Below are 14,617 nucleotides of genomic sequence, written 5' to 3'. Positions count from 1 at the left end.
TAGATCGACTCATAAGGTGAAGGTAAAGCGCTCCTCGCCACGGGCGAGAATCACTTGGTTGTTCTCGATGCGCTCCAGCACCCAGTTGTCCGCGAGCGCTGCGCCGGGGTACAGGCGTTTGCCGCTGTCATTGATCACATAGGGATTAGTGCCGAACCATACGGCCTGGAGCCGCACCCGCGGCCGCGCAGCATCGGCACGCACTGCGACGCGGGGGTTGAGGACGATCTGCTGGCCATAACGCTGGTCGAAGGCTTGTTGCAGCGCCAGCCATTGCGGTTTTTGTGACTGTTCGAAATTGCCGATGGCACTCAGTTGGCCATTGCTGCTGCTGACCTTCACCGCATCCAGATGCGCCGCTTGCAGTTGCTGCTCCAGCCAGGCCTTGGCCTGTTCGTGAGACGGTGCTTGCACCACCGGAACGTCGACGACTGCTGCCGGGGGCGCCTGCGGCGAGTCATTGCGAAACGCCAGCGCTGCGGCACAGAGAAACAGCAAGGCGGTTGCGACAATCCAGGGCGCAAATGTGCGGGGCGCGTGCGCAGGTTTTTCAGCCCCTTCAGGCAATGCCAGGCTCACGCCTACAGTGCCGATACGCAGGTGCAAAGGCAGTCGCGCGCGATGGCCGCTGCCCTGGGGAATGCGCACATTCGCGCCGAGCATCACGTCGCCACCCAACGCTTCAATCGCGACCTGGCCGCCTTCAAAACGCAGGCGCAGGTGCAGGCCGGCAATTGCGGGGTCGCTGAGTACCAGGTCGGCCGCGAGGTCCGCGCCGAGGGTGTAGACAGGCTGGTCGAGCACCAGGGAACTGCCCTGGTGCAAACCGCTGGTCACCGTCAGGGTCGGTACGCCAATACCGGCGACCGGGCCCATGGAAATCAAGGCTGTCATTTTCGGGTTTGCCCCCTTGAGCATGTGCAACGGGGTCAAGAATCAGGATAAATACGGGCCAGAAGTAAACGGGCAGCGCCGGCGCCGCCCGTTTGGCGAATCAGTTCTGCGGACGCTGTTTGGTGGCGTCGAGTTCCGCTTTTTTGGCGGTGCTGATTTCAGTGATTTTTGCCGACTTTTCGATAGCCATGTTGAAGGTCGCTTCCATCTTCGCGATAGCGTCGTCGGCGCCGCCTGCTTTTACTGGTGGGACATCAGCCATGTTCATCTCCTTGCAGTGATAGGGAAGTTATTCAGTTGCGCATCAGCACGCTGAAAGTATGCAAACCGGATGAACGCCCAAAACGTCAGACAGTGAGCTTTCGAACCGTCGTTGGTTTGCATGGGGGCCATACTACTCACGATCAAAACGCCTTCGCTGTGAAAGCTTGTGAAACGTTTCAGATACCGGGTGTGAACGGTTTGGCTCAACCTGGCGTTGAGAAAAACTCATCCCCGTTTCGCCGTGGAACTTTTAACGAAAAGCCCAAACACCGCCAATACCCCCTGTTTACAGGGGATTGCGCACCTGAACTCGAATATGGCTGAACACTAAGCCGCTCTTTCCCACCCTATAAACGAGCGGTTCATCACGGCATCTGCATTTTTTTCGTATCGACTTCACATTTTTCACTACTAGCCTTTTGCCCAACTTCGCAGATATTTCCATTTGTAACAAAAGCGACTTGCTCATCGCGTTTGATAGCTCGGCGTGAGCGACCTTCAATGCCCGCGAACAACTAGTGATGTGCGCGTAATTAGTACAGTTGCACTAATAGCCGAAAGCCTTAGTGCGTGGGCTTTAATATATGAAACAACTTCCAGGTGTTCTATGACTGCGATTCCGAGTGGCCTTGATCCGGCCGAAAGCAAGGGCACGGACGGCCCCCAGAAAAAATTCGAAACCGCGCTGTTCACGGCCGTCAACCAACCTGCCTTCGACCCCTCCAAAATCCGTGGCCCGTCGATTCCCCTGCCCTATCAGAATGTGCAGGCACCGGCGAACAACAGCATCACCTACACACCGCTGGGCAGCGACAAGCCGGTCACCCTCAAGCAAAGCGATAACCCGCGTCTCTACCAGACGCTGGTTGACCAGTACAACGCCCAGCAGAGCGATTCGAACCTGGACAAGAACCTCGCCGCGAGCAAAGCGGCCGGCTACATCGAGGCCGACGCCAGCACCGTGGCGCCAGGCCTGGGCAACTACAAGGCGATCGGCAGCACGACGGAACTGGGCCCCGGGCTGATCCGCTACGAAACCACTTCCGGCGACAAGATTGTGGTCAGCCAGAAAGAAACCCCGGGGCTGTTCGCCCAGGTCAGCGGCGACTCGGCCAAGCTGTTTGCAATCAATGCCAGCCAGGCTGAAGGCTACCGTTTGGCCAGCCCCAACGAGACCCTGGACCCGGCCGCCAACGTCGGCCCTCCCGAAGAAGTCGGGCCCGGCCTGATTCGCTATAACACCGCCTCCGGCGACAAGGTGATCGTGTCCCAGGACATTACCCCCGCGCTCTATGACCAGATGGCCAAGTTGTACGCCGGGACCACCGGCGCGGCGGGTGCTGCAGACACCTCGTGGATCGACAACTCGTCGTTCGGTGTGTCCGGCGCCAGGGACTGGGACACCCTCACCGGCAACACCAGCGGCACGCCCACCAAAGAAGAACTGGACCTGAACCGCCCCCGCGCCGCCGCGCAATTGCTCTCGCAGAATTGGGACGCGTGGGGCCTGCACGGTGCGCCCATCGACTTCGCCAACCCGCCCACCACCTTGCCACCCGAAGCCCAGGCGGTACTCAAGTACGTAGCCAGCAGCCCAAACCTGATGGCGGCACTGGACAGCGGCGGTCGCGGTAAAGCCGACAATGTCATCACCCACGCCGACGTCGACCACTTCATCAGCAACACCAAGAGCGACATCGGTGCCGCGTCGAAAGCCTATGGCACATTCATGGGCAGCCATCCAGGCGACCTGGCCAAAGCCAACGCCAAGTCCGCCGCCATCGTGATGGCTAACGAAAGCCTGGTGGCCAGCTCCGGCACCGCCATGCGCCCGGGCGATCAACAGCGCAGCAACGACGGCATGATTCGCCCCGACAACCTCGAGGCACTGGGCAGCGATTCGGCCCTGAGCAACGAGCTGACGGGTGCCGCCGCCCTGTGGTCGAAACCCGGCATGTTCCACGCCCTCGAAACCGGCGGTGACAACCCGGCCACCGGCAAATCAGACGCCGTTGGCACCCGCGACAATATCGGTGCCTGGCTGGAAAAACAGGCGCCGAAAACCGACAGCGACACCCTGACCTTCCTTGACAGCGCCGCCACCCGCGATGCCGTGGCCGGTGTGGACACCTCCACGCTGACCGCCGACATCCTGGCCAACCCGCAAAACTACACGGGCGCACAGAAAGCCGCGGTGCTGGTGCAACTGAGCGATGCGCAGACGCGCCTGTTGGTCAGCGACTATGTGCCCAACGCAGGCTTGATGGACAAGTACACCTCGCCTCACTACGGCCTGAACCCCAACGAAGACAAGATCAAGGCGCAGCTGCAAAGCGGCATTGAGACCCTGTCGGCGGACCCGGACGTCCAGGCGTTCCTGCAGAACAACCGTGGCCCTGCGCTGAGCGATATCGTCGGCAGCGATCCGACCCTGAAAGTCGCCATGCAAAATTACTTTGCCGATGGCATTGAGTCGGGCAAAAACCTCAACGATAACCTCAACGCCAAGGACCAGAACGGCAAGCAGATCGACATGGGCATGGGCCTGCAAAACGCTGCCAACGACGCGACCATCGCCAACCTGGCGCTGGGCGGCAATGGCCATGTCGACTTGACCAAAGTCGCCGCCAACGCCGGGCAAAGCGACGCGATCCAAAGCTACTACAAGAACGAACTGGTGACCGGCAAAGCCTTCACCGACGCCGTGGCCGCCGGCATGGACCCGACCGTCGCAGCCAGCAGTTTCGCCGCAAGCACCGCGTCGGCCCAGGCGTTCCTCGGTGACAAGGCGACGGCGGATGAGGCGGCGACCTTGCAGGTCAACTTCAACGAAAACCTCAGCGATGCGCTGCTCGGTGGCGCCACCACCGATACGCTTAACGTCACGCTCGGCGATGGCAACGGCAACTTTGACGAAGCCAAAGTCACCGCCGCGATCAACGATGCCCAGCAAAAAGATCCGCAGATGTTCGTGACCTCCGACGGCGGCAAAATTGACCCGGCGCAAGTGGTCTCGATGCTGCGTTCGGTATGGGACATCGGCCGCCAGGGCAACAAGATCGCCGACGCCTTGCCGAAAGCCATCGAAGGCATGAAGTTCGGCGATGTCAGCCCGGCATTCAAACAGGGCCTGCTGCACATCGGCAGTGCGGTGTTGATGAGCGGCGTGCTGATGGCGCGTTCGGCCAGCGGCAGCACCACCCCGGTGGCGGATGCCAACCGCGTGTCGGCCGGCTTGCAATTTGCCGGGCTGTTGCTCGAAGGCGGTACCAAATACGCCAAGGAAGCCGGCTATGGCATCACGTGGGTCAACCGCCCGGACGGCGGCACCCTCGGCGATTTCCCCGGCAAGGTGCCGGTGGGCAAGGGCCCGCTGTCACCGCAGCAGATCGCCAATATCGGCGCGGCGGGCAAGATCATCGGGTCGGCGGGCGGCATCATCGGCGGCGTAATCGGGATTATCGGCGGTGTCGACTCGCTGAAAAAAGGTGATTACCTCACCGGCAGTTTTTCGGTCGCCACCGGTGTACTCGGCACGGGCGCAGCCGTGGCGGGCCTGGTGGAAGCCGGTGCCGGTTTGTATGGCGCCACGGAAATCGGCGCGGTGGCGGGCACCCTCAGCGGCATTCTCGGCGGCGCCACGGCGATTCTCGGCGGTATCGGCAGTGCGTTTTTGCCGTTCGCGCTGGCCGATGCCCACGGCAAGGCGCAAGACGCATTTTACGGGCAGCTGGCCCCGGTGCTGCAGCAATACGGCTTGACCGGCGGCCCGACCATGGAGGGCGATTACCCGGCAGACCCGATCCCTGCCATCAACACCTGACCCTTCCCGGCAGCTCGGGGTGAAAAGGAGCCACGCCGAGCTGTGATTCCCACGCATAAAGGTAAAAGACATGACGTATTCGACTCGCAGCCACCTCACCGATGACGCCTCGTTCGAGATCCACTTCGGCCCGTTCCAACTGCTGCCCCAACGTCATCTGCTGCTCAAGCACGGGCAACCCGTGGCGCTGGGCAGCCGCGCCCTGACCCTGCTGATCGCCCTCGCCTCACGGCCTGGGGAACTGCTGGAAAAAAACCGATTGCTCGGTATCGCCTGGCCGAAAACGGTGGTGGAGGAATGCAACCTGCGCACACAGATCAAGACCCTGCGCCGCACCCTCGGCGACGACGAATCTGTCTACATCGCCACGGCGCCCGGCCAGGGTTACCGCTTTGTCGCCCCCACCTGGGTCCAACGTGCGCACGTCGACGTGGCGAAGGAGCCCGTCGTACTCGGGGTCTATGGCTGCCGACACTGCCAAGGTGCCGGGATGATGCCGCAGTTTGCTCAGATAAGCCTGCAGAACAGCTGATCGGGCCGGGTGATGCCGTCGGAAAAAACAGGCCCTTGATGGTTCACGTCGGTGGCGACAACCCAAGCCTTTGGGCGGTGGCGGTGAGCGGCGGATGTATGACGTGATCGACCTAAATCAATCAGCCACCCAGGTCAACTGTGGGAGCAGGCTTGCCTGCGATGGCGGTGGGTCAGTCAGCCTGGCTGTTACTAATACACCGCCATCGCGGGCAAGCCCGGCTCCCACATTTGGACTGCGGCAGGCGCAGGATTCAGGTCAGACACAAATAACTTTGGGAGCTGGCTCGCCTGCGATGGCGGTGGGTCAGTCGGCCTGGCTGTTGCTGATACACCGCCATCGCGGGCAAGCCCGGCTCCCACATTTGAACTGCGACGGGCGCAGAATTCAGGTCAGACACAAATAAGTGTGGGAGCTGGCTTGCCTGTGATGGTGGTGGGTCAGTCAGCCTGGCTGTTACTGATACACCGCTATCGCGGGCAAGCCCGGCTCCCACAGTTGAACTGCGGCAGACGCAGAATTCAGGTCAGACACAAATAAGTGTGGGAGCTGGCTTGCCTGCGATGGCGGTGGGTCAGTCAGTCTGACTGTTATTGATACACCGCCATCGCGGGCAAGCCCGGCTCCCACATTTGAACTGCGGCGGGCGCAGAATTCAGGTCAGACACAAATAAGTGTGGGAGCTGGCTTGCCTGCGATGGCGGTGGGTCAGTCGGCCTGGCTGTTACTGATACACCGCCATCGCGGGCAAGCCCGGCTCCCACATTTGAACTGCGGAGGGCGCAGAATTCAGGTCAGACACAAGTAAGTGTGGGAGCTGGCTTGCCTGCGATGGCGGTGGGTCAGTCAGCCTGGCTGTTACTTATAAACCGCCATCGCGGGCAAGCCCGGCTCCCACATTGGAACTGCGGCGGGCGCAGAATTCAGGTCAGACACAAATAAGTGTGGGAGCTGGCTTGCCTGCGATGGCGGTGACGGATGGCGGGTGAAGAAAGTTGTCCCACAGTGTTTAGCCTTGCGCTGTAACGGCGAGTGCACTCAGGTCCAGATGCCCGTCCTTGAGCGGCGGGCACCAGTAGTAGCCACCGGTCAACGGCGTACTGATGCGATACAAGCCATCCACAATCCCATCCTCCAGCCCACTCATGCGCCGCAATTGCGCTTCAAACGCCTCAAAGGAATGGCCAAACGCAAGGAACATCAGCCCCGCCTGGCCGTTCTCGGCCCACGGCATCGAGCGGCGGACCACGAAGGCTTCCGGGGTGAAGCTCTCCTGGGCGGTGCGCTTGGTGTGGGCGGATTCGGGGGCGTCGTCCAGCTCTTCGTTATCGCCATGGCGGCGGCCGATGATGTGGTCACGCTCCTGGGCCGGCAAGGCGGCGAAGCCATCGAGGTCGTGCTGCCATTGCTGGATGGCGGCGAAGCTGGCGCCGCTGTCGGTCATGGCGGCGTCAACGGCTGCGTCGTCGTGGGGGTTTTCGGTGCCGTCTTCGTAATCGGTCAAATCGAAACCGGTCTTGTAGCGGAAGCCCTCGGTCATCTGGACCAGGCGAAACGCCGGGGCCAGGGCTTTTTCAAAGGTGCGGCTGCGCAACAGCAGTTCACCGCGATCCACGCCATGCAGCCACACCCACAGCGCCTGCTGAGTGGACGGGTTATGCGCACCCGGGCCGCTGACGGCGGGAAAGGCGCGCAACCCTTCAACCCGAGTGCCCAGAGCGGTTACCAGCGGCTCACCAAAACCAACCACTGCGGCCGAATCCGTCAACTGCACCAGCGCGTCCAACGCAGCGGGCACAGCCTCCAGGGAATCCACGGCAAAAAACAGATGGCGTGCCTGCAATGGCACCGGTGCGGCAAGAATGCCCGGCTGGTACTGACTCATGTGAACTCCTTCAATAAAGGCGCGCAGTTTACTCCGACGAGCGCGGCACACACAGCGGTGCGCACAAGAAAGCGCACAAGCCTTGCCATAGAGCCGGTTGTTGGGCGACTCTCTAGTCATGTTTTGCAACTATTCCAGGGGTAGCAACATGACCACCAGTAACCTGCTCGCCCAGCTGTTTCCCGCCTCCACTGCCGAGATTCCCGAGCAATTTCGCCTGGGGGCGCCCATTGAACAGCGTGATTACCTGGTCGACGGCCAGTTGCAGGTGTGGAACGGTCCGCTGGCCCAGGTGCTCAGCCCGGTGCAATTGGGCGATGAGCGGGTGCATATCGGGAGCACGCCGCTGCTGGATGCCGACACCGCCCTCACCGCCCTGGACGCCGCCGTGCGCGCCTATGACCGTGGCCAAGGTGAATGGCCGACGATGCGTGTGGCTGAACGTATCCAGCATGTGGAAGCGTTTTTGCGCCGCATGCGCGAACAGCGTGATGCAGTGGTCAAGCTGCTGATGTGGGAGATTGGCAAGAACCTCAAGGACTCGCAGAAAGAATTCGACCGTACCTGCGACTACATCACCGACACCATCAACGCCCTCAAGGAGCTTGACCGCCGCTCCAGCCGCTTCGAACTGGAACAGGACACCCTCGGGCAAATCCGCCGCGTGCCGCTGGGCGTGGCGCTGTGCATGGGGCCTTATAACTACCCGCTGAACGAGACTTTTACCACGCTGATCCCGGCGTTGATCATGGGCAATACCGTAGTATTCAAGCCGGCCAAGCTCGGCGTGCTGTTGATTCGCCCATTGCTGGAGGCGTTCCGCGACAGCTTCCCGGCCGGGGTGATCAATGTGATCTACGGCAGTGGTCGCGAAACCGTCAGCGCGCTGATGGCCAGCGGCAAGATCGATATCTTTGCGTTTATCGGCACCAACAAGGCCGCCAGCGATTTGAAAAAACTGCACCCCAAACCGCACCGCTTGCGCGCGGCATTGGGCCTGGATGCGAAAAACCCCGGCATCGTATTGCCAGAGGTCGACCTGGACAATGCGGTCAATGAGGCGGTCACCGGCTCTTTGTCATTCAACGGCCAGCGCTGCACCGCGCTGAAAATCCTGTTTGTGCATGAAGATGTGGTCGATAGCTTCATTGAGAAATTCAACACCAAGCTTGCGACGCTAAAGCCTGGCATGCCGTGGGAAGACGGCGTTTCACTGACCCCACTGCCGGAAGTGGGCAAGGTCGACTACCTCAACGCACTGGTGGCCGATGCGGCGCAGCACGGCGCCAAGGTGATGAATGCCGATGGCGGCGCCAGTCGCGGTTCGTTCTTCTACCCGGCAGTGCTGTACCCGGTGAACCCGCAGATGCGCGTGTACCACGAGGAACAGTTCGGCCCGGTGGTGCCGATCGTGCCTTACCGTGACCTGGAGACGGTGATTGACTACGTGCTGGACTCGGACTTCGGTCAGCAACTGAGTATTTTCGGCACTAACGCCGTGGCAGTCGGGCGGCTGGTGGACACCTTTGCCAACCAGGTCGGTCGTATCAATATCAACGCCCAGTGCCAGCGCGGGCCGGACACCTTCCCGTTCAATGGGCGCAAGAACTCGGCCGAAGGCACGTTGTCTGTGCATGACGCGCTGCGCGTGTTCTCGATCCGCACGCTGGTAGCGACCAAGTTTCAGGAGAGCAACAAGGCGCTGGTCAGCGATATTTTGCGCAACCGCGACTCAAGTTTCTTGACCACTGATTACATTTTCTAAAGATGGCGCAGTTCAAAATGTGGGAGCGGGCTTGCTCGCGAAAGCGGAGTGTCAGTCGAAACATCTTTGACTGATCCAGCGCATTCGCGAGCAAGCCCGCTCCCACACTTTAGGCCGCGTTCGCCCTGACTACTAAGGCCACTTTAATACCGATGAACCTGCATTTACCCGTGTTCGCTCGGCGCTTGTTGCGCCCCTTGCTGGACCCGTACCGTCGCTATCGCCATGCCAAGCTGATTCACGCGGTACGCGTGTCCATCGGCTTGCTGGCGACGATCCTCCTTACCACCGGCATCAACCTGCCCCACGGTGAATGGGCCTCGGTGACCATGCTGATCGTCATCGGCGGCTTGCAGCACCACGGCAATATCGGCAAAAAAGCCGTGGAGCGCGCCTACGGCACCTTGATCGGCGCCAGCGTGGGCTTGCTGCTGGTGGTGCAACAGGCGTATTTCGGCCAACCGCTGTTGACCTATTTGTTGATGTCGGTGGTGTGCGGGTTCTTTTCCTACCACGCCATCGGCAAGGGCGGTTACATCGCTCTGCTGTCAGCGATCACGGTGTTTATCGTCGCCGGCCACGGGGACAATCCAATCTCGGATGGCCTGTGGCGCACCGTCGATATCCTGATCGGCATTGTGCTGGCCCTGGCGTTTTCGTTCGCCTTGCCGCTGTACGCCGTGTACTCGTGGCGCTACAACCTGGCCAGTGCGTTACGCGACTGCGCCCAGATTTATAGCCGGATCATCAGCGGCCAGTCGGTCACCGATGATGAACACCTCAAACTGCTCAACCGCCTGAATGCGGCGATGCTGCAACTGCGCTCGCTGATGCCGTCGGTGTCCAAGGAAGTCCGGATCTCCATGACCGAGCTGGACGCGATCCAGCGGCATTTGCGCATGTGCATCAGCACCCTGGAAATTCTGGGCAATACCCGGCCCGACCCTCGGGATGAGCAGGCGATGGCACGTATGCAGGTGATGCTGAAAGCCGAACACCGACAGATACGCGTGCAACTGGTGGGAATAGCGCGGGCGTTGAAGTCCGGGTTCACCGAACGGCTTGATCGGCCGGCCACGCAGGTGCCGGATGAAAGCGCACTGGAGGCGCCGGTGCAGAGTGCGCTGGATGGGTATCGGTTGTTGACGTTGCAGTTGGCGGGGAATGTCGACGTGATGCGTCAGCGGTTGGCCAGGACGGCTAGCCATTGGAAGATTTGAGTGGATTACAGAAAAATGGACAGTCTACGGTTAAGTAGAGCTGTCCACGGCTACACCTCAGCCTCTAGTTTGCGGCCTGTTTCAAGGCAGGCTCAAATACTGTAGACCAACAAGCTATTTTTCAATTTAGACACGACATACAGCGTCAAACCATCAGGGGAAACAGCAACCCCCGACCAGAATGCTTTAGACTCACTAATGGCATCGACCACCAGCCCTGTATTCGTATCAATCACTGATAGCACCCCCCCCGAAGAGACAAAATAAGCCCGATCGACTTTAGGATTGAATGCAATATCGTAAGCCTTTGCTGGGATTCGTTGACGGATCGAGTTATCACGAAGGTCAATGGCTGCGACATTTTCATTAGACAACAAGCTCGCATATATAACAGGCTGGTCCAAGTTACGTGGATTGAGGGCCATCCCAATACAACTATTTTGGCCTGGAATCAAAACACCAGTCCATGTATTGCTCACCGCATTGAAGACATGAACCCCAATTTCAGTACCCATATAAACCCGACTACCATCTGCATTAGTCGCCACCCCCACCGTGTTTTTACTTTGAGGGTCCGGAATGATCGAACTAGTAATGGCTTTTCCGGTAGCCGCGTCCGAAACATACAGCGTAGGCTTCGCAAGACCCAGGTAGGCGGGTGCGTACAAGCGATCACCTGCTGGATTGAGCACTATGCTGTAGCCGCCGCCGCTGGACACCCAGACAGCTGCCTGAGTTGCGGTATTAATTGCGGTGACTGAGTTCCCTCTGAAGTTACTCACATAGAGACGAGAACCGTCTGGGTGCATGACCATGCCCAAAGGCGCATTAAAGCCACGCAGGGTATCGACAACTTTATGAGTGGCCGTATTAATAACCGAGACCGTGTTGCTATCGGTATTGCTCACATACGCCCGCGCACCGTCTGGGCTTATAACCACTCTGGTGGGAGATTGCCCCACCGCAAGAGTCGCCACCAGCGTCATCGAGCGCCTGACGGTATAGCGAGTTTGCCCAAACAGCACCGCATTTTCTTTAACGCTAGCTCCATCAAACGCGACGCTGACGGTCACAATAACTTCCCGGCCGTCCGACAATGCCGTCAGCCAACTTTTCAGTACCGGGACGTCCGTTAACCCGTTCTCCGCTTCAACCGCGTTGATTGGATAGGCAGTCCATACACTCAGAGGCTCTACCCCCTCACTGCGCAGGGTTATCCATGCCTTCTGGCCTTCTACACTCAAACGCCACTTGGGCAGTGCCAACTTCCCGTCGCTGGTGAAGTTCTTCAGGTCCAACACCCCACCTTCGGCAACCCCGTTAATCAACGCCTGCGGCAAATCCGTTGTGCGGATAGTTTGCACCGTCAGTTCCTGGGATTCTGACGGGGTCGTCGTGGTCCCCGTCGTCACCTTGTAACGCAACGTGATGACCTTACCCACACTCGCCGCGATAATTTTTGCACTGATGGTGAAATCGACGCGCCCCTCTGTCACCCCGTCCTGCGCAGCAATCGTGGCCACAGTACCATCTGGATAGAGCCATTCCAGGGCGATTTTCTGGTTAGTGGCCATGTTTGGGTAGGCCACCGCCACAAAAGCTGTTTGCTCATAGTCCAACGGGTAAATGGACAACTGGGCCCCTGGCTTGTTGGCGAAGCTAGGCGCCGGCAGGGTGGCCGGCAGCGCTTGAACAATATATTCGGCTACCCCAAACAAGAGCGCCGTGTTCTTCTCGGGTATTTGCGCAAAGCTGACCCAAAAGCGAATGGTCAGCAGAGTACCATCCTTGAGCTCACGCAGATTGCCCACCGGTGTTAATTGGGAAATGCCCTTGGCGACATCGTCTACCGTGAGTTCTTTGGCCGTGTAGGTTTGCTCGACATAGCGCGTCCCATCTTTAAAGGTGCCCTCGTAGGTCATCCATACAAATTGGCCTTTTTGCATCAGATCCCACGTCTGTACGCGGGTGAGGGTCTCATCATTCAACTGATAGATTGGCAACAGCGTCTCGCCGGCCCCATCGATGATCGGCGCCGGCAGCTTTTCAGGAGGCAGCAGCTTGATAACCAAGGTATCGGACGTGTACGTGAATTGCCCGCGAGTGAAGTAGTACCGCACGTTGATGCTGTTGCCGCTCTGGCGAATGCCCTTGGAAATGACTTCGGGAGGGATCGTGGCATAGACCTTGTTGGTTTTCGGATCGCCGGCCACCTGCACCGTGATGCTACTGACGCCGAAAGCCCCCAGCCATTCGACAAAGATCTGATCATCGGCACGCATCGGCTGGAACGCCACCTCTACAGTGGCACCTTTGAGCACGTCTTTGGGGTTGAGTTGGTCCTGATACTTATCAGCCTCCAGAATCTTGAGCGGCTCCAGATTCACTTCCTGGCCAACGGTGAGGTTAAGCACCTGGGAGCGAAAGACCTGCTGAGGTTGGCCCGGACGCACCACGGTGTAGCTGACAGAGATGCTGGCGTTGATATTGTTGTCCACGACTTTACGGTCAACCGGAAAAAACACAGACGGCAAGACGTCCCCTGCATACGCCTGGTTAATCTTGATGGTGCCGCTGGCAGAGCCCTGCACGCCCCTGCCGATCACACTCCAATACAGCAGATCGCCCACGACCGTGCCTGAATAGGGAAACAACATCTGAATCTCAGGATCTACCACGTCGGCAGGGTCGATATTATTACCACGGGAGCCCTGAACAATCGGCGCATCCAGCACGGCCACACGATCACCCAACTGGACTTCCAGCTTCGATGATTCGTGGACCGACGCTGAAGTACCTTCGCCGTCGTCGGTGATGTAGTAAATCTGGAAGGCACCTTGGCCCTCAAAGTCTTTCAGAGTCTCTTTGGACACACGCCGGGTGCCGCCCTGAACGCCTGCCGGTTGCAACTGGGTATAGTGCGTTCTGCCGTCACTGGTTTCGATCACCAGGGTTTCCAGCAAGCTTTCATCATGGGGCTGGTAGGTAGGAATTGTTACGGTGATGTCGGTATCCAGCGGGATAAGGCCCGCTTCAATCGGGCTGACCGTCACCGCCGGCATCGATACCGGCAGGCCCCCCACGCTGATCGAGTTACTGCCTGATGTCCCCAGCAGCACCCCAGCGGAGGTATGCGACTCGAACGCCACCTTGAACCGCCCCTTTGCCAGCGAAGTGAAGAGGTCGTAGCTGAGAGTAATCGTCTCGTTACCCAAGTTCCTGTCGGTAACAGGCGTCAATCGCACAGTCTGGCTTTGAGCTTTTTCCGGGAAAAGCGTCAAAACGACAGTGACCTGATTCAGTGGGTCGGGTTTCGGCGACTTGCGGGGCGGCGCAACCATCACCTCCAACGTGGACTGGCTATGGAGGTCAAGATCCAGTTCATCAAACTCCTCGCCATCTACCAGAAAGATTGGGATTGGGAGGCCGGCGTCCAGTTCCGAGATCAGTTTGTAGCGTTTGGAATGCACCCATTCACCTTCAGGGACGTTCCATACCACATCTCTAACCGTAAATACGACCTCTATCACACCACTCTGACTGCCGCTGGCAATGACTTGCGGGCTGATAAACACCCGGATCGGCCCAGGCCCAGCGGCTTCTTCGGGGCTAACAATATGTTCGACGGAGATTCCGTCATATTTGACGGTAATGGTGTCGTTTTTGCGAATATACAGATACTTGGAAATCAAGCACCAGATTCCGTCTGCAGTATTGTCCTTGTTAAGGGACGAGCCACTGGGCAGGCCTTCAATCGACATATTCAACCCACTGTGCCACTTCTTGGCGACCTCACGATCTCGACCACCGGGGTTGGTGGTTTTGATCAGGATGGTCTGCGTGATCGAGCGGCTCTCCTGCAAGTTATCGGCGCGCACAACCCGACCGAACATCTCGACTTCGCCCTCCGGCAACTTATTGACCGTCAGGTAGTAAGCGTTCGAGGTAATGTCTTTGACGACGTCCGAAGCGGCGGAGTTTTCCGGGTCATGAATGTAGATGGAGTAATTGTCAGCGAGGCCACCTGCGGGCCATGCCCTAAAGGAGAACTTGGCGGGAGATGCATGACGGATACCCATGCCCCAAACGGCGGTTTCGGGGTATGTTGGCGGGGTATCGGTGACCTCGGGATCGAACTGGACCGCAGGAAAATACGAAATGGGCGGATCAAGATCGTAGTCAATATTATCATCGGGTTGGCTGGCCATTTTTATCACCTTGCTCGGTTAATGCG

General features: G+C 59.0%; 8 protein-coding genes. 4 read left to right on the top strand and 4 right to left on the bottom strand.

All coding sequences use genetic code 11. The features are described 5' to 3' along the window. Positions 1-9: 9 nt before the first annotated feature. Positions 10-894, bottom strand: a complete 885-nt coding sequence (locus ACLBW8_RS15505; protein WP_447805752.1) for a SctD/MshK family protein — start codon at positions 892-894, stop codon at positions 10-12. Between the two features lie 100 nt (positions 895-994). Further along, positions 995-1,156 (bottom strand): hypothetical protein, encoded by a 162-nt coding sequence (locus ACLBW8_RS15500; RefSeq protein ID WP_016969018.1) that lies wholly within the window; start codon positions 1,154-1,156, stop codon positions 995-997. Positions 1,157-1,765: 609 nt separating this feature from the next. Between ACLBW8_RS15500 and ACLBW8_RS15495 the strand changes: the two genes are divergently transcribed. Both ACLBW8_RS15495 and ACLBW8_RS15490 read left to right on the top strand, forming a co-directional pair. Next, positions 1,766-4,981 (top strand): type III effector HrpK domain-containing protein, encoded by a 3,216-nt coding sequence (locus ACLBW8_RS15495; RefSeq protein ID WP_447805751.1) that lies wholly within the window; start codon positions 1,766-1,768, stop codon positions 4,979-4,981. Between the two features lie 70 nt (positions 4,982-5,051). Then, entirely contained in the window at positions 5,052-5,513 is a 462-nt protein-coding gene (locus ACLBW8_RS15490) for a winged helix-turn-helix domain-containing protein (protein WP_447805750.1), read from the top strand. 1,009 nt (positions 5,514-6,522) lie between these two features. On the opposite strand, the gene ACLBW8_RS15485 is transcribed toward ACLBW8_RS15490, so the two are convergent. Next, positions 6,523-7,398, bottom strand: coding sequence for a Dyp-type peroxidase (locus ACLBW8_RS15485; protein WP_447805749.1), 876 nt, complete (start codon positions 7,396-7,398; stop codon positions 6,523-6,525). A gap of 148 nt (positions 7,399-7,546) precedes the next feature. Here ACLBW8_RS15485 and ACLBW8_RS15480 point away from each other — a divergent pair, with 148 nt between their 5' ends. Both ACLBW8_RS15480 and ACLBW8_RS15475 read left to right on the top strand, forming a co-directional pair. Next, positions 7,547-9,163, top strand: coding sequence for an NADP-dependent glyceraldehyde-3-phosphate dehydrogenase (locus ACLBW8_RS15480; RefSeq protein WP_447805748.1), 1,617 nt, complete (start codon positions 7,547-7,549; stop codon positions 9,161-9,163). 158 nt (positions 9,164-9,321) lie between these two features. Continuing rightward, positions 9,322-10,383: an FUSC family protein gene (locus ACLBW8_RS15475; RefSeq protein ID WP_447805907.1), complete on the top strand. Its 1,062-nt coding sequence runs from the start codon at positions 9,322-9,324 to the stop codon at positions 10,381-10,383. 92 nt (positions 10,384-10,475) lie between these two features. Here the strand turns inward: ACLBW8_RS15475 and ACLBW8_RS15470 are convergent, their stop codons facing one another. Further along, positions 10,476-14,591 (bottom strand): YncE family protein, encoded by a 4,116-nt coding sequence (locus tag ACLBW8_RS15470; protein WP_447805747.1) that lies wholly within the window; start codon positions 14,589-14,591, stop codon positions 10,476-10,478. Between the last annotated feature and the right edge of the window lie 26 nt (positions 14,592-14,617).

Source organism: Pseudomonas sp. M5A4_2d, from assembly GCF_053345295.1.
Note: the sequence above shows the minus strand (reverse complement) of the source record. Positions and strands in the feature narration are given on the sequence as shown.